The sequence below is a fragment of the Agrobacterium radiobacter genome (assembly GCF_040801995.1).
Lineage (GTDB): Bacteria > Pseudomonadota > Alphaproteobacteria > Rhizobiales > Rhizobiaceae > Agrobacterium > Agrobacterium radiobacter.
Genome location: NZ_JBEGHX010000002.1, coordinates 1,902,173 through 1,926,147, shown reverse-complemented (window position 1 = coordinate 1,926,147; position 23,975 = coordinate 1,902,173). Strand labels below are relative to the sequence as shown.

The 23,975-nt window shown below is 60.6% G+C and carries 21 protein-coding genes; 9 read left to right on the top strand and 12 right to left on the bottom strand.

The window, feature by feature from the left end; all coding sequences use genetic code 11:
• Positions 1-60 precede the first annotated feature (60 nt).
• Positions 61-1,527, bottom strand: a complete 1,467-nt coding sequence (melA, locus tag MRBLRC7O_RS22605) for an alpha-glucosidase/alpha-galactosidase (protein ID WP_020009828.1) — start codon at positions 1,525-1,527, stop codon at positions 61-63.
• A gap of 198 nt (positions 1,528-1,725) precedes the next feature.
• Here melA and MRBLRC7O_RS22600 point away from each other — a divergent pair, with 198 nt between their 5' ends.
• Together MRBLRC7O_RS22600 and MRBLRC7O_RS22595 are read left to right on the top strand one after the other, a co-directional pair.
• Positions 1,726-2,613: an AraC family transcriptional regulator gene (locus MRBLRC7O_RS22600; RefSeq protein WP_020810883.1), complete on the top strand. Its 888-nt coding sequence runs from the start codon at positions 1,726-1,728 to the stop codon at positions 2,611-2,613.
• Between the two features lie 77 nt (positions 2,614-2,690).
• Complete coding sequence (locus MRBLRC7O_RS22595) at positions 2,691-3,152, top strand: hypothetical protein (protein ID WP_003505634.1); 462 nt, start codon at positions 2,691-2,693, stop codon at positions 3,150-3,152.
• Positions 3,153-3,168: 16 nt separating this feature from the next.
• Here the strand turns inward: MRBLRC7O_RS22595 and MRBLRC7O_RS22590 are convergent, their stop codons facing one another.
• Genes MRBLRC7O_RS22590 through MRBLRC7O_RS22580 form a run of 3 tightly spaced genes read right to left on the bottom strand, consistent with a single transcriptional unit; the run spans position 3,169 to position 7,725 of the window.
• A complete protein-coding gene (locus MRBLRC7O_RS22590; RefSeq protein ID WP_111791442.1) occupies positions 3,169-4,080 on the bottom strand; it encodes a DMT family transporter in 912 nt (303 codons plus the stop codon).
• Positions 4,077-6,479 (bottom strand): PIG-L family deacetylase, encoded by a 2,403-nt coding sequence (locus MRBLRC7O_RS22585; RefSeq protein ID WP_367727687.1) that lies wholly within the window; start codon positions 6,477-6,479, stop codon positions 4,077-4,079. The genes MRBLRC7O_RS22590 and MRBLRC7O_RS22585 overlap by 4 nt, the downstream gene beginning before the upstream one ends.
• Positions 6,480-6,498: 19 nt before the next feature.
• Complete coding sequence (locus tag MRBLRC7O_RS22580; protein ID WP_020009823.1) at positions 6,499-7,725, bottom strand: ROK family transcriptional regulator; 1,227 nt, start codon at positions 7,723-7,725, stop codon at positions 6,499-6,501.
• A gap of 241 nt (positions 7,726-7,966) precedes the next feature.
• Between MRBLRC7O_RS22580 and MRBLRC7O_RS22575 the strand changes: the two genes are divergently transcribed.
• From MRBLRC7O_RS22575 to MRBLRC7O_RS22550, 6 genes are read left to right on the top strand one after another with little or no spacing between them, the layout of a single operon-like run.
• Positions 7,967-9,232: a sugar ABC transporter substrate-binding protein gene (locus MRBLRC7O_RS22575; RefSeq protein WP_111833961.1), complete on the top strand. Its 1,266-nt coding sequence runs from the start codon at positions 7,967-7,969 to the stop codon at positions 9,230-9,232.
• 17 nt (positions 9,233-9,249) lie between these two features.
• Positions 9,250-10,191 (top strand): carbohydrate ABC transporter permease, encoded by a 942-nt coding sequence (locus MRBLRC7O_RS22570; protein ID WP_367727686.1) that lies wholly within the window; start codon positions 9,250-9,252, stop codon positions 10,189-10,191.
• Positions 10,188-11,030, top strand: a complete 843-nt coding sequence (locus MRBLRC7O_RS22565; protein WP_149622172.1) for a carbohydrate ABC transporter permease — start codon at positions 10,188-10,190, stop codon at positions 11,028-11,030. The genes MRBLRC7O_RS22570 and MRBLRC7O_RS22565 overlap by 4 nt, the downstream gene beginning before the upstream one ends.
• A 4-nt stretch (positions 11,031-11,034) precedes the next feature.
• Positions 11,035-12,549 (top strand): argininosuccinate lyase, encoded by a 1,515-nt coding sequence (gene argH / locus MRBLRC7O_RS22560; protein ID WP_020810877.1) that lies wholly within the window; start codon positions 11,035-11,037, stop codon positions 12,547-12,549.
• Complete coding sequence (locus MRBLRC7O_RS22555; protein WP_020810876.1) at positions 12,549-13,589, top strand: ABC transporter ATP-binding protein; 1,041 nt, start codon at positions 12,549-12,551, stop codon at positions 13,587-13,589. Before argH ends, MRBLRC7O_RS22555 begins: the two co-directional genes overlap by 1 nt.
• Positions 13,586-14,479: a carbohydrate kinase family protein gene (locus MRBLRC7O_RS22550; protein ID WP_020810875.1), complete on the top strand. Its 894-nt coding sequence runs from the start codon at positions 13,586-13,588 to the stop codon at positions 14,477-14,479. Before MRBLRC7O_RS22555 ends, MRBLRC7O_RS22550 begins: the two co-directional genes overlap by 4 nt.
• A gap of 15 nt (positions 14,480-14,494) precedes the next feature.
• Here the strand turns inward: MRBLRC7O_RS22550 and betC are convergent, their stop codons facing one another.
• Both betC and MRBLRC7O_RS22540 read right to left on the bottom strand, forming a co-directional pair.
• Positions 14,495-16,009, bottom strand: coding sequence for a choline-sulfatase (gene betC / locus MRBLRC7O_RS22545; RefSeq protein ID WP_020810874.1), 1,515 nt, complete (start codon positions 16,007-16,009; stop codon positions 14,495-14,497).
• 14 nt (positions 16,010-16,023) lie between these two features.
• The gene (locus tag MRBLRC7O_RS22540) at positions 16,024-16,977 is read right to left on the bottom strand and encodes a choline ABC transporter substrate-binding protein (protein WP_020810873.1); all 954 of its coding nucleotides are present in this window, start codon (positions 16,975-16,977) and stop codon (positions 16,024-16,026) included.
• 94 nt (positions 16,978-17,071) lie between these two features.
• Here MRBLRC7O_RS22540 and MRBLRC7O_RS22535 point away from each other — a divergent pair, with 94 nt between their 5' ends.
• Complete coding sequence (locus tag MRBLRC7O_RS22535) at positions 17,072-17,968, top strand: choline sulfate utilization transcriptional regulator (RefSeq protein ID WP_111784927.1); 897 nt, start codon at positions 17,072-17,074, stop codon at positions 17,966-17,968.
• Between the two features lie 30 nt (positions 17,969-17,998).
• Here MRBLRC7O_RS22535 and MRBLRC7O_RS22530 read toward each other — a convergent pair whose 3' ends face one another.
• The 6 genes from MRBLRC7O_RS22530 to MRBLRC7O_RS22505 form a co-directional block, all read right to left on the bottom strand.
• Positions 17,999-19,450: an aldehyde dehydrogenase gene (locus MRBLRC7O_RS22530; RefSeq protein ID WP_112495270.1), complete on the bottom strand. Its 1,452-nt coding sequence runs from the start codon at positions 19,448-19,450 to the stop codon at positions 17,999-18,001.
• Between the two features lie 16 nt (positions 19,451-19,466).
• On the bottom strand, positions 19,467-20,189 hold the full coding sequence (locus MRBLRC7O_RS22525) for an ABC transporter ATP-binding protein (protein WP_080864438.1): 723 nt from the start codon (positions 20,187-20,189) through the stop codon (positions 19,467-19,469).
• Positions 20,182-20,910 carry an ABC transporter ATP-binding protein gene (locus tag MRBLRC7O_RS22520; RefSeq protein ID WP_080864439.1) on the bottom strand — a complete coding sequence of 243 codons (729 nt, stop codon included), beginning with the start codon at positions 20,908-20,910 and terminating at the stop codon, positions 20,182-20,184. Before MRBLRC7O_RS22520 ends, MRBLRC7O_RS22525 begins: the two co-directional genes overlap by 8 nt.
• Entirely contained in the window at positions 20,907-21,815 is a 909-nt protein-coding gene (locus MRBLRC7O_RS22515) for a branched-chain amino acid ABC transporter permease (RefSeq protein ID WP_367727684.1), read from the bottom strand. Before MRBLRC7O_RS22515 ends, MRBLRC7O_RS22520 begins: the two co-directional genes overlap by 4 nt.
• Positions 21,812-22,657 (bottom strand): branched-chain amino acid ABC transporter permease, encoded by an 846-nt coding sequence (locus tag MRBLRC7O_RS22510; protein WP_367727683.1) that lies wholly within the window; start codon positions 22,655-22,657, stop codon positions 21,812-21,814. The genes MRBLRC7O_RS22515 and MRBLRC7O_RS22510 overlap by 4 nt, the downstream gene beginning before the upstream one ends.
• 86 nt (positions 22,658-22,743) lie before the next feature.
• A complete protein-coding gene (locus tag MRBLRC7O_RS22505; protein ID WP_020009809.1) occupies positions 22,744-23,958 on the bottom strand; it encodes an amino acid ABC transporter substrate-binding protein in 1,215 nt (404 codons plus the stop codon).
• Positions 23,959-23,975: the final 17 nt, after the last annotated feature.

The window sequence follows — 23,975 nt, the reverse complement described above, 5'->3', positions numbered from 1 at the left end:
TCGTTCCGGTCGTGGCGGCGGACTCCCTTCCGCCGCCAGACCTGTTCCCATGTCTTTTCCTCAAACAGCCTTTTTCAGCGCCGATTTCTCGGCGCGCAATTCCTCGATGGAACGCACGTTGCGGCGTGCGGCGCCGGCCCAGTCGCGGGTCTTGACGCTCGATGTCGCAAGCCGCTCCTTCGCCGCCGGTACGGCATCGGCATATTGCGGCAGCCAGCGCGCTTGCGCGACAACCATCTCGTCCACCATCTGCCAGACCTCCTCCGGCGTGGCGACGGCGCCCACCAGCGGGTCATGCAGCACGGCGAGCTTCAAAAGATCGATATCGCCGCTCACCGCCGCATGGACAGACATGCGCTGCACATTGATGGAGGCCATGCAGGTGGCTGCACAGGCTTCCGGCAATGTTACGCCCGAGACCATGTTGATGCCGAAACGGTCGACAAAGCCGGGCGATTCGATGATGGCATCCGCCGGCAGATTGCTGATGACGCCATTGTTCTTGACGTTGAAATGGCCGCGATAGACCCGTCCCGTCTCCAGCGCTTCCAGAATATGGCTTGCGTGTTCATTGGAGCGCTTGGCCGGATCGATCGGCTTGGCGGCTGAGGCGAGGAACTGCGGAAACTCCGTTTCGAACCAGTTGCGCGTCTCGGTGGAGTGACGCAGATAACCGCCGGTTTCGCCGTGAATCCAGTCGGACATGTCAATCCAGCGGGAGATTTCATCCGGGCGCTTGCGATACCACGGCAGATATTCGGAGAGATGGCCGTTGCTTTCGGTCGAATAGACGCCGAAACGCTTCAGCACGTCGATGCGCAGCTTCTCCTGCTGCGAAAAGACCGGATGCGCTTCGAAGGCCGCGACCAGCTCATCCTTGCCGATCTTGCGGCCGTTAAGCCTCAGATCGATGAACCATGTCTGGTGGTTGATGCCCGAGCAGATGTAATCGAGTTCGGAGGGGGATTTCGCACCGAGGATTTCGGCGATCTGTTCCGCGCCATGCTGCACGCCGTGGCAGAGGCCGACCGTATCCACCTTGCCGTATTCGATGGCCGCCCAGGTATTCATGGCCATGGGGTTGGCGTAGTTCAGGAATTTCGCACCCGGTGCTGCGACTTCGCGTATATCCTTGCAGAAATCGAGAATGACCGGAATGTTGCGCTGACCATAGAGAATGCCGCCGGCGCAGATGGTATCGCCCACACACTGGTCGATGCCGTATTTCAGCGGAATGCGGATGTCGTCGGCATAGGCTTCGAGCCCACCGACCCGCACGCAGCTGATGATATATTTCGCGCCCTCCAGCGCCCGGCGGCGGTCCGTATGCGCTGTCACCTTTACGGGAAAACCATTGGCCTCAACGACCTTGTCGAGGATCGCCCTGATCATATCCAGATTGTGCTGGCTGATATCCGTCAGCGCGACTTCGATGTCGCGAAACTCCGGTACGCACAGGAGATCGGTGAACAGTTTTTTCGTGAAACCGACGCTGCCTGCGCCAATAATAGCGATTTTGAAACTCATAACGCCACCTCTGTTGCAAATCGAACGGGTGAAACGGGCCGAAGGATCATGAAATGGCGCTGCAGGAAAATACCCGTGAGAATCCCGGAAAACCGGCCTTCCTCCCAAATTTTTCAGCAACAATATCCCGCTGGCTGTCTCCTCGGATCGGGATTATGCGTATAAAGTTCGATAGAACCAGAGAAGGATTATGCTTTCATGGGTAATTTTGTGCTGCAGGATTTGATCGATCAGGGGCCCTGCATGCGAACCGTCTCGCTGCCGCGCGGCCGCCAGACGCTGCACACCATGCCGACCAGCAGCGGTTATGAAATCCGCCGCAGCGGCAATTACGACTGGGACGGGCGCAAACGCGGCCAGACGCCTTTTACCGTGCTGCAATATTGCATCGCCGGACAGGGCAACCTCCGTTACGAAAACCGCCACTATGTGGTGAGGCCGGGCGAAACCCTGCTGCTGCTCATTCCCCACAATCACCGCTACTGGCTGGAAGAGGGCAAGGAATGGGAATTCTTCTGGATTTCCATGAATGGCGAGGAAGCTTTGCGCATTCACCGCAATATCCTCTCTGTCACCGGCCCCGTCTTCAAACTCAAGTCCGAGACGGTGGACCAGCTCGCCGAATGCTGCTCAAGACTCGTCAATGGCGCGGAGACACCAGGCGCTGCCTCGGCCGTCGCTTACGAGGCGGCGATGACGCTTTATGATGATGTCTTCGGTTCGCACCCTTCCTTCGGCGGCGAATATCGCACGATGCAGCAGGTGCTGAGCTACATAGACGGGCACCTTGGCGAACGGCTGTCCGTCAGCGACCTTGCTGATGTGGCGGGCTTGAGCCGCGCGCATTTCTCCCGCATCTTCACGGCAAGCGAAGGCATGCCGCCTGCGGAATTTGTGCTGCAACGGCGCCTGCGCCGGGCGGCCAAGCTTCTCACTTCGGCTGCGAACATTCCCATCAAGGAGGTATCCGTGCTTTGCGGCTTCGAGGATCCGAATTATTTTTCCAAGGTCTTCCGCAGGCTCTACGGCACCAACCCGAGCGAATTCCGCACCACCGGCATGTATGCGAGCGTTCGGCAGAACTGACAGAAAATGCGACTTGGTTTTGACATGTTTCAGGCGATTAAGGATAGGCGTTACGCCCTTTTTGGAGACTGATCGAGGTGAACAGCAAAATCCGGACGATCCTCGTCTTTCCGATCAGGGCAATCATAATTTTCGCCCTTGTTCTCGACGGCATTTTCCGCCCGCTCTACCGGCCGGTCATCAGGGCCATATCGAACCTGACATTTATCCAGCGGCTGGAAAGCCGCATCGAGCGACTGCCGCGCCTTGCCATTCTCCTCTGTCTTGCCGTTCCCTTTGCGATTGCCGAACCGATGAAGATCGTCGGCCTCGTCCTCATTGCCCATGGCGCCTTCAAGTCGGGTCTGGTTCTGACGATCCTTGCCCACCTTTCCACCTTCCTGATTGTCGAGCGCATCTATCATGCGGGCCGGGAAAAGCTCCTCACCTATGGCTGGCTCGCCTGGATCATGCGCTATGTGCGTTTCGCACGTTCGTTTTACGACCGCTTCAAACTTGCGGCGCTGAACTGGATCCGGCTCCGGGTCCTTGCGCAATAGAGATAGAGCGCAACCGTCAGCCTTTGCGGCGCAGCCTTTTCAGCAGATATTCCGCAAGGGCAGTCGATTGCAGCGACACGAGAATAATGACGATGCCGAACACCACGCGGGTTTCAGGCACTTCATCGAACAGAAAATATCCGACAGCAATCACAAACAGGATCGACAGATAGCTGACAGGCGCAAGCACACTGGCATCCGCGATACGATAGGCCCGCAGGAAACAATATTGCCCCATCTGCGCCAGCAATCCGATGCCGAGCAGCGGAACCCAGTCGAATGACGCAACCGGTTTCCATGTCCAGATCGCCGGAACGGCGGTAATGACGGCAAGGCCCACCGTGTAGAACACCATCATGACCGTGGTGTTCTCCTGCCGCAGCGCGCGGGTCTGGATCACCGCAAACGCCCCGAACACCACCGACACCAGAACAACAATCACACCCGCGCCAAACTCCGTACCGCCCGGCCCGATGACGACCAGAACGCCTACAAATGCAAGACAGGCACCCGTCCAGCGAAAACGGCTCACGCTTTCGCCGAGAAAGGCGACGGCCATCGCCATCGTCACCAATGGCCGGGAGAAACCGACGGCATTGACGGTCGCAAGCGGCAAAAGGGTGATGGCGATGAAATTGCTGGTGAGTGCGATGGCGTTGCAGCAGATGCGGAAAATATTGCGCCAGGGATATTTGACGCGCAGCATTTCTCCCCTGTGCCGCCAGATGAGCGGCAGGATGAACATCAAACCGATCATCGCCCTGATAAAGACCAGCTGGAAGGCGGGATAGGTGACGCCCTGCGCCTTGACGAGCGCAGTCATTCCGCCCGCAACAAGGGTCATGTCCAGCAACAACCAGCCAATGCCCGCGCGCGTATCCGTCTCGCGCGGGTTTTGCTGTTCTTCGCTCTGGGTGTCGCCATTCACGCCGGCTGCACAAGATTGGCCATGAGGCGGAAGGCCCCGGGCACAAGCTTGTCCATCTGGTGGTGCAGCACGAGGCTGGTATGGGTATGCCGGCCCTTGCCGATGACACCCGAAACCAGCGCACCCTTGAGCGGCTGTTCATCGACATCATGCATGGCGAGCAAGGGCTCGTAGACATCATCCCAGCGCGCAGCGAAATAGAGCCCGCGTTCCTTGTCCCAGCCCGCCCAGTCGGCAGCATCGATCCTGTTGAGGCCGGCAAGCAGCGGATGTTCGGGCGCCAGCACCGTTACCTCAGCCTGCGGGTCGGTCACACGCCAGCGCAAGGAAGGTTTGCCGATCTCAAGCCGCCTCACAGGCGTCGTCTCCGGGTTCCATCCGTCGGTCGGCCGGTGATAGAGCGTGACGAGATGACCGCCATCCTCGACGAAACGGTGAAGCCTTTCCGTTGCGGCGGCCAGATCCTTGCGGATGCCGAAGGCAAAGATGCCGATAACGATCGTCGTGAAGGACGACAGGTCACCGCCCAGCGCCTGGGCATCGAGTTCGGTGACATCAAGACCCATGCGCGACAGCCAAAGACCCACCCTGTCGGCACCGCCACCGACATAACCGACGCGTGCGCCCTCGGGCAGCTTGAGGTCCAGTGACAGGATTTTCAAAACGGACGGCGCCAGAAACCTTGCCCTGCCGATATGCGGATAGGCGATGGGCGTGATCTGGAAAGCGGGTTGTGAACCGACAAGCGCTTCGATCTGGGCAAGGCCTGCCTTCGCATCGCCGGTGCGTTCCGCAATCCAGTCGCCGCCGTTTCTGCGCAGGTTCCAGCCGCCCGTATTCCTGAACGACAGCGGCGCATCGGCACCCTTTACATGCGCCTGAAAGACATGGACGTCCTGCCCCTTTCCAAGCGGAACCAGAAGGGCATCCGGCGCGATCGTCAGCGACTGCGCGGGCGTTACGAAAAACGGTTCTTCCAGATCGAAGGCGGCCGAGACCTTTCTGCCCCCAACCGTTGCGGAAAGCAGCAGAGAGGCATGGCCATTGCCGCCCGAGGCTTTCCAGTCGGGCTGGTAAAGCCCGGAAACAGCAGCATCCTTATCGGCGACAAGCGAAAAGACCAGCGTCTCACCACGCGACTGAACGGATGACGACACCCCTGATGGCAGGACCGGCGTGACCTCAACATCAAGTTCAGCCGCCCTGTCTGAAAGCTCCACCGAAAGAACCGACGTTCCGCCCGGAACGATCTCTGCCGGCTCGGCATAGGCCCGTTCGAAAACATCGAGCGCCGTCAGGATAGCGGCATCAACCTGCGCCCGCTTGCGCGCGATCCGATGGCCGTGCAGCTCCTTGAAATCCGCAGCTGCGGTTTCGTCAACCTTCTGCAAAAGCGCCGCCGCCGCAAGAAGCAACGCCGTGATCCGCTCCCTGTCGGGAAAGGCCGAGATTGCTTCGCTTATCGCCTGTTCCGCTTTGACCAGCGCCTTTGCCAATTCCGAATCCAGCCCGGGGAAAGCCGCAAGGTCAGACAGGGAAGACGGCAGGCTGTCGAGGATCGAGTGCTCTTCGCCCGCCGCTTCACTGGCGAGTTCCAGATGCAGCGGCCAGACCTCCTGCGCCCGCTTCGGCCAATGCCCCATTCCCTGCGACGCATGATAATAACGCGACCATTCGCCGATGCGGTCATATTGCGCACCGGTGGCCGCCTCCTTGCCCGGAGCATTGACTATCAGCGTAGTCTCCGGCGGCGGCACTTCGTCATCATAGGTGTCGCCACCGCCAGACCATGCGGGAAGGTAATATTTGGCCACCTTCCACGGTTTCAGCCCCTCGGCGAAATGCTCGGGATAGGCCGCAGGGTCAGCGGCCAGCGTGATCGCGCTTTTCGCCGCCCGCGTCATGGCCCGGTGGTGCCCATGTTGTCCCGGCACATCGAGAAATGTCGGAATGACGATATCCGGCCGCTCCTTGCGGTAGGCGCGAACCAGCCGCTCGACAATGCGCTGCTGCCCCCAGCGGCCGAAGGTCTGGTCGCCATCCTTGGAAAAACCGAAGTCGTGAATGATGTCCGCCGGACCATGGCCGAGCCAGCTGATATCAGCATCGATGACGCGGGCAGCCTCCTCCAGCTCCCGCGACCGGATGACGCCAAGCGCGCCCAGCCGTTCCGGCCCCAGCGCATTCTGCCCGCCCTCGCCGCGTGTGGAGCAGGCGATGATGATCCGCATGCCCAGTTCCATGCGGAAATAGGCAAGAAGTCCATTCTGCTCATCGTCGGGATGCGCGCCGGTGTGCATGACGGTGACGGTGGATTTAAGCGCGCTCAGCTTGCGATGCAGGCGAATGAGCCACGGATCGGCCATCTGCCGTTCGATGCGCTCCCGAGGGTTAAGCATGGGCGGTCTCCTCCAATATTCAGCCGGGTGCCTGCGCTGCAGCTCCCGGGGATGTCTCGAGTTTTGGTGTGACGATGTCGAACAGCGGCAAGGCGGCGGCACCGAGCGCCGCAGTCAATTGCCCGGACTTGCCGTGGATGACCCGTGGCAATTCCCGTTGCCGCCGGCTCGCGACCGAGGTCGGCAAAGGCCCCATCCGCGCAATGATCTCGCTGATGATGATCTCAGGCAGCGCGCCGCCGAGAATGACCGTCTGGGGATCCAGAATATTCTCGAGCATCGCAACCATGGGCGCGAGATGGACGGCGGCCTCCTCTATCCATTCCATCACCACCGGATTGCCAGCCCTGAACAGGGCTTCCAGATCATCAAGTTCCGTATCCGCGACACCCGCGCAGACAAGCTTTTCCTTCAGCACATAGACTGAGGCATAGGCCTCCAGACACCCTCTTTGCCCGCAGGAGGGGCAAGGCCTTCCCTTCGGTGAAACGGTCACATGGCCGATTTCGCCGGCATTTCCGAACGCACCGCGATAGGGCGCGCCATCCTGAATGATGCCGAGGCCGATACCGACGCCGAAATAGATCATGCAGAAATTCGGGATGGCCAGCCCCGCACCGAACAGCCGTTCCCCGACCGCTGCCGCAGTCGCATCGTTTTCGACCACGACCGGCTGACCGCAGGCTTCGCCCAGCATCTGCCGGGCATCAATGCCGCCCCAGCCGGAAAGCGTCGTCGGCCCCACGGAGGTCATGCCATCAATCTCGAAGGGACCGGGCATGACAACCCCGGTGCCAAGCAGCCTGCAGCCGAGATTTTTCGCGACAGCGGCATGCTCGGCGGCAAAGGTCTTGAATATGGCGTCCGGTGTCGTGTCCTTGAGAGGGGTAACACGATGAGTACGCAACACGCCGGCAAGATCGAGGCCTACGGTGACCATATGGTCGGCGGCGATTTCCACACCGATCGTCGCGCCGCCATCTGGATTGACGGCGAACTGGATCGGCGGCTGGCCCCTGCCCGTGCGACGACGGCCGAGTTCCTTCAGCAATTCCTCGCCCATCAGTTCATCAACGATATTGGCGACCGCCTGCGGCGTCAGATGTGTGATCTTGGCAATCTGGGCGCGGCCGAGCGATCCGTGCCGCCGGACGATGTCTAAAACGACTCGCCTGTTATGTTCGCGGCTCCGCTCAGGATTTTTTCCGATTGCTACGGGATAAGCGTCTACCGTGTGCACCGTCATCTCTTCAACTTCCCGTCTCTTATAAAATTCATAGCGTCGAATTGACGATAAGCGCAATATAATAATTCAAGTAAATTATCTTATTGACAAACGCGCGCCTTCAGCGAACCGTAGAGGGCGACCGGGGTCAGGCTTGTTTGGGGCGGAAGAGGAAACTCCGCAGCCGGCAAATCGATGAGCGCGCGCGAAAGCGCGGATAAAGGGAACGATCACTCCGCATCCGGAAGACCGGACGGAGGAAATGGAGGCTTACATGCGCAGGGCAACTCTGTTCGCCGGCTTGGTTGCCGGTTTCAGCACATTTGCATTCAACGCCGCGCAGGCGGTTGAAATCGAATATTGGCAATATGTCTTCGACACACGCGTAAAAGCCATGGACGAGCTGATCGCGGAGTTTCAAAAGGCCAACCCTGACATCACCGTCAAGCAGGTGACCTTTCCTTACGCCGACTACCAGACCCGCGTGATTGCGGCCAACATGTCCGGCAAGGGGCCTGACGTGATGCAGCTGTTTTACGGCTGGCTGGACAAGTTCGCAGCCGGCGGCATCTTGCAGCCGCTGCCGGCAGACGCTTTCCCGCATGACAAGATCGAAAGCGAATTCTTCCCCATCATCAGCGCCATGAAGCGTGGCGACGACTATTATGGCCTGCCGACAGCAGTTCGTTCGCTCGCCCTGTTCTACAACAAGAAGCTCTTCACCGAGGCGGGCCTCGATCCAGCCAATCCGCCGAAGACGCTCGATGAGTTCGTCGCAGCCGCGGAAAAAATCGCCAAGCACGACGCCGCAGGAAACCTCACCGTCGCCGGGTCCACACTCGACATGGGCGGCCAGGACCACCAGTGGTGGCGTGAAGTCCTCATTCGCCAATATGGCGGTGAGCCCTATACCGATAATGACCAGAAGGTCGCCTATAACAGCGAGCCGGGCATTCAGGCCCTGAAATTCTACACCAGCCTGCAGCTTGAAAAGAAGATCGGCCAAGTGGGTTTCATGGATGAGGGCCAGGCGGCCTTCCGCGCCGGCAAGGCCGGCATGACCATCGACGGCACCTTCCGGCTGGGCTCGTTCCGCACCATCAAGGATTTCGAGTGGGGCGTGACCGAACTTCCCACCAATGACAAGAATATCCGCTCCAACTATGCCAGCTACTTCGCCAATGGCATCAGCGCCAAGACGACGGGTGAAGAACTTGAGGCCTCCAAGAAGTTCCTCGCCTATATCTCCTCACCGGAAGCCATGGCGATCTGGCTGAAGACGGTGGGCGAGTTGCCGGCACGGCGCTCGGCGGCGCTGACCGAAGAAAACCTGAAGGACCCGATCTACGCGCCGTTCCTGAAGGGCCTGGAATACGCCCACACGACGCTGTTCATGGATGAGGCCGCCCAGCGGCAGAACGCCATCGACATGACCAACCGCGTCCTGCTCGAGGGCCAGTCGGTCGAAGATTCCATCAAGCAGGCCGCCGAGGCCGAGCAGGAAATCATCGACGCGGCGAAACCCTGAAAACCGCAGGTCCAACCATGACAGCGATAGATCAACAGGGGGCGGCATCCGGCCGCCCCGGCGGCTCCTTCGGGGATCGCCGTTCCATGCGCACGAAACGGCTTTTGTGGATCTGGAGCTTTCTGGCGATCCCGATCCTCTTCTACAGCGTCATCCGTTTTTACCCGACGCTACAGGCCTTCTATCTGTCCTTCACCAACTGGGACCTTCTGCGGCCAGCGAAGTTCATCGGCATCGCCAATTATGTGAAGCTGTTCAAGGACCCGCAATTCTGGAAGGTATTCAAGAATACCTTCACCTATCTCATCGTCGGCACGCCGATCAGCCTGGTGCTGGCTTTTGTCATCGCCTTTTATCTTGACCGGGTCCGCATCCTGCACGGTTTCATCCGCGCCCTTTATTTCCTGCCCTATCTGACGACCGCAGCGGCCATGGCCTGGGTCTGGCGCTGGTTCTACCAGCCGCCGCCGATCGGCATCATCAACGATGTGCTTGGCATGATCGGCATTCCGCAGCAGCCCTTCATCCGCTCCACCGATCAGGCGCTTTATTCGGTCATGGTGACAGCCATCTGGGCGGGGCTCGGTTTCCAGATCATCATCTTCATGGCGGGCCTGCGCGCCATTCCGACGACATTCTACGAAGCCGCCCGCATCGACGGGCTCGGCGAATGGGCGATCCTTCGAAAGATCACGCTGCCGCTCCTGAAACCAACCACCGTTTTCCTCGTGGTGTTTTCCTCCATCGGCTTCCTGCGCATCTTCGACCAGGTCTACAACATGACCACCAATGATCCGGGCGGACCGCTCGGCTCAACCAAGCCGCTGGTACTGATGATCTACCAGACCGCGTTCAATTCCTATGCGATGGGCTATGCCGCAGCACAGACGGTCGTCCTGTTCACCATTCTTCTTGTCGTATCGCTGGTCCAGCTCTGGGTCCTGAGGGAAAAGAAATGAGCGAAGCGCCGCCACTCTCCCACGCCCGCATCCGCCCCGGCCGCATCGTCACCTGGACGCTGCTGTTCATCGGCGGCCTGATCATGGTCTCACCGCTGCTCTTCATGTTCTCGACCTCGTTCAAGACGGCAGACCAGGTCTATGATCTCAGGCTCATCCCGGCCGCGCCGACGCTTGCGAACTATATCACGGTCATGGCCGACGGCCGTTTCCTGCGCTGGTTCTTCAACTCCATGCTGGTCGCGGTCATCGTCACTGTTTCCAACTGCTTCTTTGACAGTCTGGTCGGCTACACGCTGGCGAAATTCGAGTTCTGCGGCCGTTATTTCATCTTCCTCGCCATCCTGTCGACGCTGATGATACCGACCGAAATGCTGGTTATTCCCTGGTATCTGATGTCCAGCCAGCTGGGCTGGCTCGACAGCTACTGGGGGATCATGTTCCCGGGAATGATGACGGCGTTCGGCACCTTCCTCATGAAGCAGTTTTTCGAGACGGTTCCGAACGACTTCATCGAGGCCGCACGCGTCGACGGTCTGAACGAATTCCAGATCTGGTGGAAAGTGGCCCTGCCGCTGGTGACGCCTGCTCTTTCGGCGCTGGCAATCTTCACCTTCCTCGGCAACTGGACCGCCTTCTTCTGGCCGCTGATCGTCACGACAAGCAAGGAGCTTTACACCCTGCCAGTCGGTCTTTCGAGCTTTGCCGTGGAACAGCAGATCCAGTGGGAAATGATCATGACGGGCGCAGCCATTGCGACCATCCCCACCCTCATCGTCTTCATCGTCCTGCAACGCTACATCGTTCGCGGTGTGATGCTGGCGGGCCTGAAAGGATAACATCATGGCCGATATCAACCCGCGCCTGTCCGACACCAGCAGGTTTCCCGATCCTGTCTACAAGGAAACCGTGCTGCGCCCGCTTTTCGATGGCGCCAAGAACCACCATGTCGACGGGTTCCGCCGCATCGACCGCGCGCATCTCGTCATGCTGCGCGAAACCGGAATTCTGGATGCTGAAACGGCGGCGAGAATCGCCGGCGCGCTCGAAGACATCGACAGGACCATCGAGCCATCGGAGCTGGTCTATACCGGCGAGGTCGAGGATTTCTTCTTCCTGATCGAAAAGGAACTGAAGGCCCGTATCGGCGTCGATGTCGCCGGTCGCCTGCACACGGCCCGCTCGCGCAACGATATCGATCACACCCTGTTCAAGATCGGCCTCAAGGAAAAGATCGACACGCTCACCGCCAAGGCGCGTGTTCTGCTGAAAGCGCTGATTGATGCCGCCGAGCGCAATCAATCCACCCTGATTGTGGCCTATACGCATGGGCAGCCGGCCCAGCCCACCACTTTCGGCCATTATCTCTCCGCCGCCATCGAAGTCCTCATTCGGGATATCGACCGTTTCGCGGAAGCTCGCCGAATCGTCGATCTCTCACCCATGGGCGCCGCCGCCATCACCACCTCCGGCTTTCCCATTGATCGCGCCCGCGTCGCCGAGCTTCTCGGTTTTGCCGCGCCGCTGCGCAATTCCTATTCCTGCATCGCCGCCGTCGACTACACGACGGCGACCTATGGCGCGATCGAGTTGATGTTCCTGCATCTCGGCAGGCTCATTCAGGACTTCCAGTTCTGGACGAGCTTCGAAGTCGGCCAGATCTACGTGCCGAATTCGCTGGTGCAGATATCCTCGATCATGCCGCAGAAGCGCAACCCGGTGCCGATCGAACATCTGCGCCACCTCGCCAGCCAGACGTTCGGGCGGGCGCGGACCATGCTCGACGTGATGCACAACACGCCCTTCACCGATATGAACGACAGCGAAGGTGAAACGCAGGGCATGGGTTACGAGGCCTTCGCTTCGGCCGGCCGGGTTCTCGATCTCCTCGCCAGCCTTGTCGGCCAGATCAGCATCGACCCTGAGAGGGTCGACCAGAATATCCGCCGTTCCTGCATCACCATCACGGAACTGGCGGATTCGCTCGTCCGCATCGAGGACCTGTCATTCCGCCAGGCCCACGAGATCGCCGCGACTGTCGCCAAGAGCGTTGTGGCGCTGAAGGGCGATCTGCCGAATGACGGCTACCAGCCGTTCCTCAACGCGTTCGAGGAACTGGCGGGGCGCAAAACCGGCATCAGCGAAGAAAAGTTCAGGCAGATCGTCTCGCCGGAGCACTTTGTCGCGGTACGCGGCCGCTTCGGCGGCCCTGCCCCCGAACCGATGCGGGAGGCGATTGCCGCCTATCGCGGCAAGCTTGCTGCATTCGAGGCGGAAGCAAAACGATCCGCCGATCACGAAGCGGCAAAGGCCGCCGAACTGGCAGAGAAATTCACCGCCCTGACGGGAGCGCGATAATGGCGACAATCGAACTCACTCAACTCGTAAAGCGCTACGGCAAGGTGGAGGCGGTCAAGGGCATCGACCTTGCCATCGAAGATGGCGAATTCGTCGTTTTCGTCGGCCCTTCCGGCTGCGGAAAATCGACGACGCTGCGTATGATCGCAGGGCTCGAAGAAATTTCCGACGGCACGCTGAAGATCGGCGGGAACGTCGTCAACGAGAAGGAACCGAAACAGCGCAACATCGCCATGGTCTTCCAGAACTATGCGATCTACCCGCATATGACGGTTCGCCAGAATATTGGCTTCGGGCTTTATACCGCAAAGCTCGACAAGGCGGAAAAGAACCGGCGTATCGAAGAGGCCGGGAAGGTGCTGGGGCTTGAGGCGTTGCTCGACCGTCGGCCAGCGGCTTTGTCTGGCGGCCAGCGGCAGCGCGTCGCCATCGGCCGCGCCATGGTGCGCGATCCCGCTGCCTTTCTTTTCGACGAGCCGCTCTCCAATCTCGACGCCCAGCTGAGATCGCAGATGCGCATTGAAATCAAGCGCTTGCACCAACGTCTTAAAACGACAACCGTCTACGTTACCCACGATCAGGTGGAAGCCATGACCATGGCGGACCGGATCGTCGTCATGAAGGACGGCCATATCCTGCAGGTTGGCACGCCGACTGAACTCTACGAAACACCCGTAGATGTGTTTACCGCGCGCTTCATCGGCAGCCCCTCGATGAATCTCCTGCGAGGGACCAAAACAACCAACAGCGTTACGCCCTCCGCCACGGGCGAGCTTTTACTCGGTGTGCGGCCGCATGATCTGCTGGTTGGAGAAACCGACGCCACACAGGGAACGTTTACGCTTGAAGGAACGGTAACCGCGGTTGAGCCTCTTGGCCCGGAAACACTGGTTCATCTGGACACCGACACTACCTCGGTGATCGCAACCTCTAGAGGCAAATCCATTCCGGCAGTCGGCACCCGGCTGCAATGCCGGGCGGAAACAGGCGCGCTCTATCTTTTCGATGCGAAGACGGAAAAGCTTCTGGGCCGCGCATGATGACAACAGAAAAATCAGCCGTCATCAGCATTGGCCGCATCTATTGCGACCTCATTTTCACCGGGCTTGACGAATTGCCGGTGCTCGGCCGGGAACTGTTTGCACGCGACATGGAAATCGCCGCCGGCGGCGGGGCTTTCATCGCCGCCGCGCATCTCGCCCATATCGGCCGTCCCGCTGCGCTGCTTGCAAGGCTCGGCACCGACACCTTCTCGCGCGATATCGGTGAGAAAATGCAGGAGAGCGGTGTCGATCTGCAATTTCTGGAGCATTCGGCGGATGCGGGGCCGCAGGTCACGGTGGCGACGGTGGTTGGCCACGACCGTGCATTTTTGACACGCCGCGCCGGCGCCGCCCGGCCTTCGACACTGGATACCGCCCTTGCGTGGGACAAGGCACGGCATATGCACATCGCCGAATTCGCTACTTTGCACGAAATCCCCGATCTCGTCGCGCGCGCCAAGGCGAGCGGATTGTCCGTCTCGCTCGACCCGAGCTGGGACGCCTCGCTGATCTACGACAAGGGTCTGCTCAGGGCCTGTGCCGGTGTCGACGTTTTTTTGCCCAATCTTGAAGAGGCCGAAGCAATCACCGGGCATTCGGAACCGGAAACGGCTATCCGGAGATTGGCGGAGGCTTTCCCGATGGTCGCCCTCAAAGGCGGCGCAGAGGGTGCATGGGTGTCATCTGCCGCCGGAATTCACCATAGGGAAGCCCAGAAGGTCCCGGTGGTCGATACGACCGGCGCAGGCGATGCCTTTAATGCCGGTTTTCTTGATACATGGCTTCAGGGGCAGGACGAACAGCAATGCCTCGAAGCCGGCATCGCAGCGGGCAGTCTTGCCGTGCAGGCGGCAGGCGGCGCACCGAAGGTGACCGCCGCCGCGTGAGACGCCCTGCCCACATCACTCCCCGCGCGGAAAACGCTGGTTCTCTTCCAGCACATTAAGGTCCATATGGTTGCGCATGTAGCGTTCGGAGGCCTTTTGCAGCGGCTGGTAATCCCACGGGTAGTAAGCGCCGTTGCGCAACGCCTTGTAGACCACCCAGCGCCGCGCCTGGCTTTCCCGCACGGCAGCATCGAAAACAGGCAATTGCCAGCGCCGGTTGATTTCGCTGGCAAGCGATGAAAGCATGGCACTGAAAGCGGGATCGCCGGCAAGGTTGGTGCGCTCTTCCGGATCGGCTTCGAGATCGTAAAGCAGCGGCGGATCAGCCTCGCAGACCGACAGCTTGTAGCGCCCATCACGGATGGCGACGAGCGGCGCGATCGAGCCTTCGGCGGCATATTCCATCGGCACCGGGCCGCGCTCTCCAGTTCCCGCAGCCAGCGCCGACAGGTCTTCGCCATCGGTCCAGCGTTTGAGCGAGGTGATATCGAGGCCCGCAAGCCCGCAGAGCGTCGGCGTGACATCGAGCGTCGAGACGGGCGTGTCGATCAGGGCCGGCTGCCAGCCGGGTGCGGCGATCATCAGCGGCACGCGGGCGGAGCCCTCAAAGAAACACATCTTGAACCAAAGCCCACGCTCGCCCAGCATGTCGCCATGGTCGGACAGGAAGAGGATGATGGTGTCCTCCTCCATCCGTGTCGCTTTCAGCACGTCGAGAATCTCACCGATCTTCTCGTCGATATAGGAGATATTGGCGAAATAACCGCGCCGTGCACGGCGTATCTGCTCCGGCGAAATATCGAAAGCCTCATGATCGCAGGCTTCCAGCAACCGTTTCGAATGCGAATCCTGCTCCTCGAAGGCAATCGCCGATGTCTGCGGATCAAGCGCCGGGCAATCCTCGTAGAGATCCCAGAATTTGCGCCGCGCCACATAGGGGTCGTGCGGATGGGTGAAGCTGACGGTCAGGCACCAGGGGCGGTCATCGAGCCGGCGCGACAGATCGTAGAGCTTGCGGGTGGCGTGATAGGCCACCTCGTCATCATATTCCATCTGATTGGTGATTTCAGCGACACCCGCACCGGTGACCGAGCCGAGATTGTGATACCACCAGTCGATCCGTTCGCCGGGCTTGGTATAATCAGGCGTCCAACCGAAATCCGCCGGATAGATATCCGTCGTCAGACGCTCTTCGAAGCCATGTAATTGGTCCGGTCCGACGAAATGCATCTTGCCTGAAAGGCCGGTGTAATAACCCGCCGCCCGCAGATGGTGCGCATAGGTCGGAATGTCGGAAGCGAATTCGGCAGCGTTATCATAGACCCGCGTCCGGCTGGGCAACTGCCCGGACATGAAAGAAGCGCGGGCCGGCGCGCAGAGCGGGCTTGCCGTGTAAGTGTTGGCGAAGCGGACAGACCGCTCCGCCAGTGCTTTCAGATGTGGTGCGTGGATAAAATCGGCCGGACCATCGGGAAAAAACGTCCCGTTGAACTGGTCGGCCATCAGGATCAGGATATTGGGACGCGGCATTTCGACTTTCCGGCTTAGAGACCAAGCTTGCCTTTGACGGCGTCCGCACCCGGCTTGCCATCCAGCGTGGTGACGCCTTGCAGCCAGCCATCCAGCACCTTCGGATTGGCCTTCAGCCAGGCCGTCGCCGCCGCTTTGGAATCCTCACCGCCGAGAATGGAGCCCATCAGGCTGTTTTCCATGCCGATATCAAACTTCAGGTTCTTGAACAGCGTCGCCGCATTCGGGCACTGCTGCGCCCAGCCGGTGCGGGCCAGCGTATAGACTTCCGCGCCGCCGAAATTCGGGCCGAAATAGGCGTCACCTCCGGAGAGATAGGCGATATCGATCTTCTCATTCATCGGATGCGGCGCCCAGGCGAGGAAGACCACGGCCTTCTTGTCCCTGCCCGCCCGTTCCACCTGCGCCAGCATGGCCTGTTCGCCGGATTCAACGAGCTGCCAGCCTTTCAGGCCGAAATCATTGGCGTCGATGATCTTCTGGATATTCTGGTTGGCCGGCGCGCCCGGCTCGATGCCGTAAATCTTGCTTTCGAACTCATCGGCATGTCTGGCGAGATCGGCAAAATCCTTCACGCCCTTTTCCGCCATATAGGAAGGCACCGCCAGCGTGAACTTGGCGCCCTCCAGGTTCTTCGTCATCACCTCGGCCGCTTTCGCCGCGTTCAGATCGTCGACGAAGGACTTCTGGGCCGGCATCCAGTTGCCGAGAAAGACATCGATTTCGCCATTTTTCATGGCCTGGTAGCCGATCGGCACCGAAAGCGTCTTGACGTCGGCTTCATAACCCAGCGCATCGAGCACGACGGAAGCGACACCGTTAGTAGCAGTAATGTCGGTCCAGCCAGGATCGCTGAGGCGAATGGTCTTGCAGGCGGCGTCATCGGCCGCCTGCAGCGGGGTGGAGAATGCCGCCACGGACAGAATGAGACCGGCGGCGATGCGGTGCAGATGAGAAACGGTTTTCATTGCGGCTCCCCTTTTATTAGTCCAGTTTATTGAACACCACATTGTTTTTGCCTGTGAAGCGGGTATTTTTCGATGACTGATATAAGGAAATTTAATGTCTGATCGGCCGCTTGACCTCGGATGGATGCGCATTTTCACCGATGTCGCGCGCCGCGGCAGCCTCACGGCTGCGGCGGCATCGCTGCGACTGACCCAGCCGGCCGTCAGCTATCAGATGCGCAAACTCGAGGATGAGCTGGGCGTGGTTCTTATCCGGCGCAAGCATCGCGGCATCGAACTCACCGCCGAAGGACAAAAGCTGTTCGACATCGTCTCGCGTAATGTCGACGCCATCGATCTTCTCGCGCAGCAGCTTCGCCGGACGGAGGACCGGCAGACTATCCGCCTGCACACGGACTATGCCTTTTCGTCCCTGTGGCTCATCCCGCGCATGCATGGCTTTCGAGCGCTCAACCCCGACATAAACATCCAGATCGTGGCAACGCAGGACCCTCTTGGTCAGGGCAAACATGATAGCGACGTGATGATCATTTTCGGCACGCGGCAGGAAGCCGGCGAAGGGGCGGTGTTGCTGCTCTCGGAGAAGGTCACGCCGGTCTGCTCACCTGCCCTGCTGACCGAAACACCGGCACCCGCGACCGTCGCGGATTTTTCACGGCGAAAGCTCATCCACCTCGAAAATACCTCGCAAGCGCACTGGTTCGACTGGGCTGCCTACTTCAAGCATTTCGGCGTGCATCGCGGTGCCGAGCATGATGGCGGCGATATCAGCTTCAACAATTACACCATGGTGGTGCAGGCAACCATCGGCGAACAGGGTTTCGCGCTCGGCTGGGCAGGACTGGTCGATCCGTTGCTTGAGGCCGGCGTGCTGGTGATGGCCGGCCCGAGCCTCGATGCGCCGGGACGCGGCTACTGGCTGATGCGGCCAAAAAGCAGCGACAGCGCGGTGAGAAAACTCACCGGCTGGCTGATCGACGAGCGGCGATGACGCCGCCCGCCACCCTGTACCGTTTCCTGTTCAGATCGGATAATGCAGCGGCCCGTCCTGCAGCGTGACCCAGCGTAGCTCAGTGAATTCCGCAATGCCCGCCGTACCGCCGAAGCGGCCGTAACCGGAAGCCTTGACCCCGCCGAAGGGCATCTGCGCTTCATCGTGAACGGTCGGGCCGTTGATGTGGCAGATGCCACTTTCAATGCGGGCGGCAATGGCAAGCGCCCGTGCCTGATCCCTGCCGAAAATTGCGGCGGAAAGACCGAACTCGGTTTCGTTGGCGATGCTCACCGCCTCATCGATGCTGCCGGCGCGGATGATGGAGACGACGGGACCGAAGCTTTCCTCCGCATAAAGTCGCATGGCGGGCGTGACGCCATCGACGGCGATCGCATCCACCATCGTGCCATTACCGCCGCCGCCCGCGGCCAGCCGCGCGCCCTTGGAGACGGCATCATCCACCAGCGCCCGAATGCGCGATGTCGCTTCGGCGCTGACCAGCGAGCCGAGCGGTGTTTTGCCCTCACGCGGATCGCCGGCCGTGAGGCTCGACGCTTTTTTGGCGAAGGCCTCCACAAATGCATCGGCAACGCTGTCGAGTACGATGATGCGCTCCGTCGACATGCAGATCTGGCCCTGGTTCATATAAGCGCCGAAAGCGGCAGCCGCGACAGCCGCATCGATATCGGCGTCATCAAGCACGATGAACGGCGCCTTGCCGCCAAGCTCCAGCAAAGCGGGTTTCAGATAACGGCCGGCGGTTTCGGCAATCACCCGGCCAACGCGGGTCGAGCCGGTGAAATTCACGCGTCTGACGGCGGGGTGTGCGATCAGCGTATCGACGATCTTTGCCGCATCTTCCGGTGCATTGGAGACGGCGTTGAGCACGCCCTTCGGCAGACCCGCCGAAGCGACGGCTTCAATGATCAGCGCATGGGTGCGCGGGCACAGTTCCGAGGTCTTCATGACAACCGTATTGCCGCAGGCGAGCGGCGTGGCGATGGAGCGCACGCCGAGAATGACCGGCGCATTCCACGGCGCGATGGACAGCACGACACCGGCGGGCTGGCGCAGTGCCATCGCCATGGTTCCGGGACGGTTGGAAGGAATGACCTCGCCCTTGATCTGGGTCGTCAGGCTTGCCGCCTCCACCAGCATATCGCTTGCCAGTTTGACGTTGAACCCGGCCCAGGCATCGGTTGCGCCGATTTCTTCCTTCATCGCCTGGGTAATGTCAGGCCCGGCGGCGAGAAGCGCCTGTGCGGCAGCCAGAAGCAGGCGGCGGCGTTCACCGGGAGGCGTTGCCGACCAGACCGGGAAAGCGGCCGCCGCGGCATCGGCTGCCCGGGTGGCGTCCTCCACCGTTGCCGCCGCAGCACTCGTCGCCAAGTCGCCGGTGATGGGGTTGCTGCGTTCGAAACGCTTGCCGCTTGTGGCCGGGCAATGGTCGCCGCCGATGAAAAGATTGACTGTCTGCATGGTCTTCCTCCTGAATTCAGACAATGGCGGCGGTGGTGCCGCCAAGAAACGCCCGTTGCACGGCGGGATCGGCGGACAGGGCCTCAGCCGTGCCTGCCCCGACAATCCGCCCTGCTTCCAGCAAATATCCGCGATCGGCAAGTGCGAGGCTTTCGCGCACATTCTGCTCCACGAGCAGAATTGAAAGGCCGCTCTTCTTGATCTCCGCCAAAGCGGCAAAAAGCTCCTGCGTGACGATGGGCGCAAGGCCAAGGCTCGGCTCGTCCAGCAATAGATAATCCGGCGCTGACATTAGCGCACGCCCGATGGCGACCATCTGCTGTTCGCCGCCGGACATGGTGCCGGCAAGCTGCTGCCGCCGCTCGGCAAGGCGCGGAAACAGCGAGAAAATATGCTCTCGTGTCGCTTTTTCCGCTGAACGGGCATGGCGGGGATTGGCCCCGAGACGGAGATTGTCTTCCACCGTCAGCGCCGCGAAAATTCCGCGTCCCTCCGGCACCAGCGCCACGCCCCGCTCCACAATCTGATGGGCGGGGACAGCGGCAAGCGACGCGCCATTGACGCGCACTTCGCCGGAGACCGGAGCCACCATGCCGCCGACCGCCTTCAGCAAAGACGACTTGCCCGCACCATTGGCACCAAGCAGCACCACCGTTTCGCCCTTGGCAACATTGAGCGATATGCCGTCAACCGCGAGATGTTTGCCGTAGCGGATTGTCAGTGCGTCTATTTCAAGCATGCGCCGCTCCCAGATAGGCGGAAATGACCTGCGGATCGTCAAGCACCGTTGCCGTCGGCCCATCGGCGATCTTGCGACCGGCCGCCATGACCACGGAGCGCGGGCAGAGTGCGTGCACAGCAGCCATGATATGTTCCACCAGCAGGATCGTCGTACCCTCGGATGCCAACCGCCGGATCAGCGCTATCCCTTCCTGCAGTTCGGTGGGATTGAGACCTGCAAGCCATTCATCCAGCAACAGAAGCTTCGGTTCGCCCGCCAGCGCACGCGCCAGTTCAAGGCGTTTCTGATCGATATAGGTGAGGTCGCCGGCCGGCATGGTTTCCCGCCCGGCAAGGCCTATTCTTTCGAGGCAGGCGCGCGCGACCTTCTCCGCCTCGATACGGGACAGGCGTTGTGGCCCGAACATGGCCGATACGGCAACGTTTTCAAGCAGGGAAAGCGACGGCAAAAGCCGCACGAGCTGGAAGGTGCGCGCCACGCCGGCGCGCGCAATCACATCCGGCCGCCGGCCTGCAATCTCCTGCCCTTTGAGCCGGATAGACCCTTCAGTGGGCTTCAGCGCCCCGGAGACGAGGTTCATCAGCGTCGTCTTGCCGGAACCGTTTGGCCCTAGCAGCCCGACGACCTCGCCGGCCTCGATGGTGAGGCCAAGGCCATCCACCGCCTTCAGCCCGCCAAAGGTCTTGCGGATATCAGTGATTTCGAGAACGGCGCTCATGCGGCTTTCTCCTTTTTGCGCAGCTTCTCCAGCGCCGCCAGCACCCCATCCGGCAGAACAAAAACGATGAGGATGAAGAGAGCGCCGAGAATGATGGAAAAATGATTGGGGAAGTTCGCGCCCAGCCACTCGAACAGCAGGAACAGCGGCACCGCACCGAGAATGGGTCCCCAGCGGCGTGTGGCTCCGCCGAGCAACGCCATGATGACGGTGAGGAACGATACCTGCGGATTAAAGACGATGGCCGGCTCGATATAGACCCAGCGCGGGGCCTGAATGGCGCCGACCAGCGTGATGATCGTGGCGGACAGCACGAAGAGCGTCAGCTTGGTGCGGGCCAAGTTGATACCCGCATGGGCGGCCACGACCTCGTCGTCACCGATTGCCTTCAGCGCCAGTCGGAGCTTGCTGCGGTCGATGAGGATCGCCAGCAAAAGTGTGACGACAGCCAGCGCCAGCAATTGCCAGAGTACGTGTTGCGGCTCCAGCGGCAAGAAGATGTAACGCCCGAGCGTGCCGGTCACATTCACCTCATACCAGGTGATGAGCTGGCGGATGAGCTCGGCAAGACCAAAGGAAAAGATCACGAAATAAATGCCGGCGACGCGCAGTGTGGAAAGCCCGACGACAAGCGCCAGCGCCGCGCCGACAAGGGCCGCACACAGGAGCACCAGCGGCCATGGCAGAACCTCGCTCAGCACCGCGACCGTATAGGCCCCGACACCGAAAAAGGCGACGGTGGCGAGCGAAATATAGCGCGTCGGGCCGGAGAACATCGCCCAGGCGGAGGCAAGCGTCGCATAACCGAGAAGGCCGATAATGACGCCGACGCCATAGGCATCGAAAAAGAAGGGGGAAAGCGCCAGCAGTGCAGCTGCGGCAAGGCCGATGAGAAGCGGGATCATTTGCCCCTCCTTGCGAAGATGCCTTCCGGACGCCAGAGCAGCACCACGAGAAAGAGCAGATAGGTGGCGGCAAGCGTGAGGCCGGGATCGACATAAACGAGCACGAAGGTTTCCACGAGACCGAGCAGCAGGCCGGCCACCAGCGCGCAAAGCAGATTGCCGACACCGCCCATGATGACGACGACAAGCGCCTTCATGGTGAAGACCACGCCATAGGAGGCGGAAAAGGTCTGGTACATCGAAATCATCACCCCGCCGGCCACGGCGAGTGCTCCGCCAAGCGCAAAGCCGATCGAGGCCACACGGTTCACATCAATGCCGACCAGCGGCGCGGATTTGGGCGCAAGCGCCACCGCCCGCAGGTTGAGGCCCCAGCGGCTGTGGGTGAGCGCCAGATAAAGCCCGCCGCCAATCGCGACCGACAGGATGAACGACAGGAGCCGGTTCAGCGCTACCGTCGTGCCGAAGATGTCGACGCCATCGGAGAGATAGGAATAGGAATGGTAGTTGCCGCCGAACACCACGAGCATGATCCCCTGGATAACGAAGAGCAGCCCGAAGGTCGCCAGAATGGAATCGACTTCCAGGCGGCCGGAGCCGCCCGAACGGCGCACCAGCGGCCGCATCATGACCCGGTAGATCACGAAAGACAGGGCGTAACCGAGCGGCACGATGATGAACAGCGACCAGAGCGGCGACAGGCCATAGCTGGAAAACAACACGAAGGTGATGAAGGCAGCCGCAATCAGCACCTCGCCATAAGCAAGGTTCATGATGCGGGCAATGCCATATTGCAGCGAAAGTCCAAGCGCGATCAGCGCATAGGTCCCTCCCAGCATCAAGCCGAAGATGAGGGTGGGGAATGTCTCCAGTATGGAAGATGGCCGAAGCCTTCCGGCCGGGGTTCGCGGCCCCGGCCGGCAAAGGCTCACCATTGCGGCTTCGGAACGACCGGCTTGGCCGCACCCGGGCGGTCTGCGGGCGCAATCGCCACAAAACGCTCACCCTGCCATTGCCCCGCCCACCAGAGCTGGCGAAGCTGGTTGTCTTCAAGCTTGACCGGGCCGATGACGGTGTCGAAGCTTCCCGTCGAAAGTTCATTTGCCACCGCCACCTTGTCGAGGCCGACGCGCTGGATGGACTGGGCCAGCATTTCGAGGCTTGCATAGGTGATGGCGCTTGCCCAGCTGTCCGGCTTGGTGCCGATGAAGGCTTCGTGGCGTTTGAAATAATCCTCGATCTTGTCGCTGCTGCCATCGACGCCGCCGATGCTGATCACGCCCTCCTGCTTGCCATCGGAGACCTTCGGGAAGATCGGGAAAGCACCGCCGACGCCGACATAAAGGACCTTCGGGTTGAACTTCGCCGTCTGCGCCTGTTTCGTCACCGCAAAACTATCGGGCGGATAGGAAAAGGCGATGAAGCTGTCCGCACCGCTCGCCGCCGCCTCGTTCACAAGTGCTGCGAAATCGGAGGTGCCGACCGGATAGGTCTTGTCATAGGCAAGTGTGAAACCCGCTTCCTTCAGCGCCGGCCGCGCGGCCTTGATGAGATCGATGCCGAAACCGTCAGCCACGGAAATCACCGCGACCTTGTCGTTGATCTGGCCGGCATCGCGCGCAGCTTTCAAGACATCGGCGAGCGCATTGGCATAGTCATGACCACCGCCCAGCATCCAGAAGCTCTTTTTCCAGCGCGCCGCGAAATCGGGCGCCTTGTCGGTAACGCCGGTCACGGCCAGCTGTGGATAACCGAAACGGTCGTAAAGCGGTGCGACGGCCAGATTGAAGCCCGTGCCCCAGGGCGGCAGGATGAAATCGACCTTGTCCTGGCTCGCCAGACGCTCGGTGAACCGCACCGCATCCTCGGCCGAGGAGCGGTCGTCATACTCGACCACTTCCACCGGCAGGCGCTTGCCATCCGGCAGGGTCAGGCCACCGGCATCGTTGACCTCTTTCACCCATAATTTGTAGTTCGGAATGGTGGTGATGCCAGCACCCGTGGCATTGGCGCCGCTTTTTGAAACGGCATAACCGATCTTCACCGAGGTACGATCCTGCGCAATGGCGTGACCGAAAGATACCGCCGACAAGGCAGCACCGGAGAGCAGGCAGAACAGCGTTCTGCGCTTCAGATTATTCATGATGTTCCTCCCAAAGC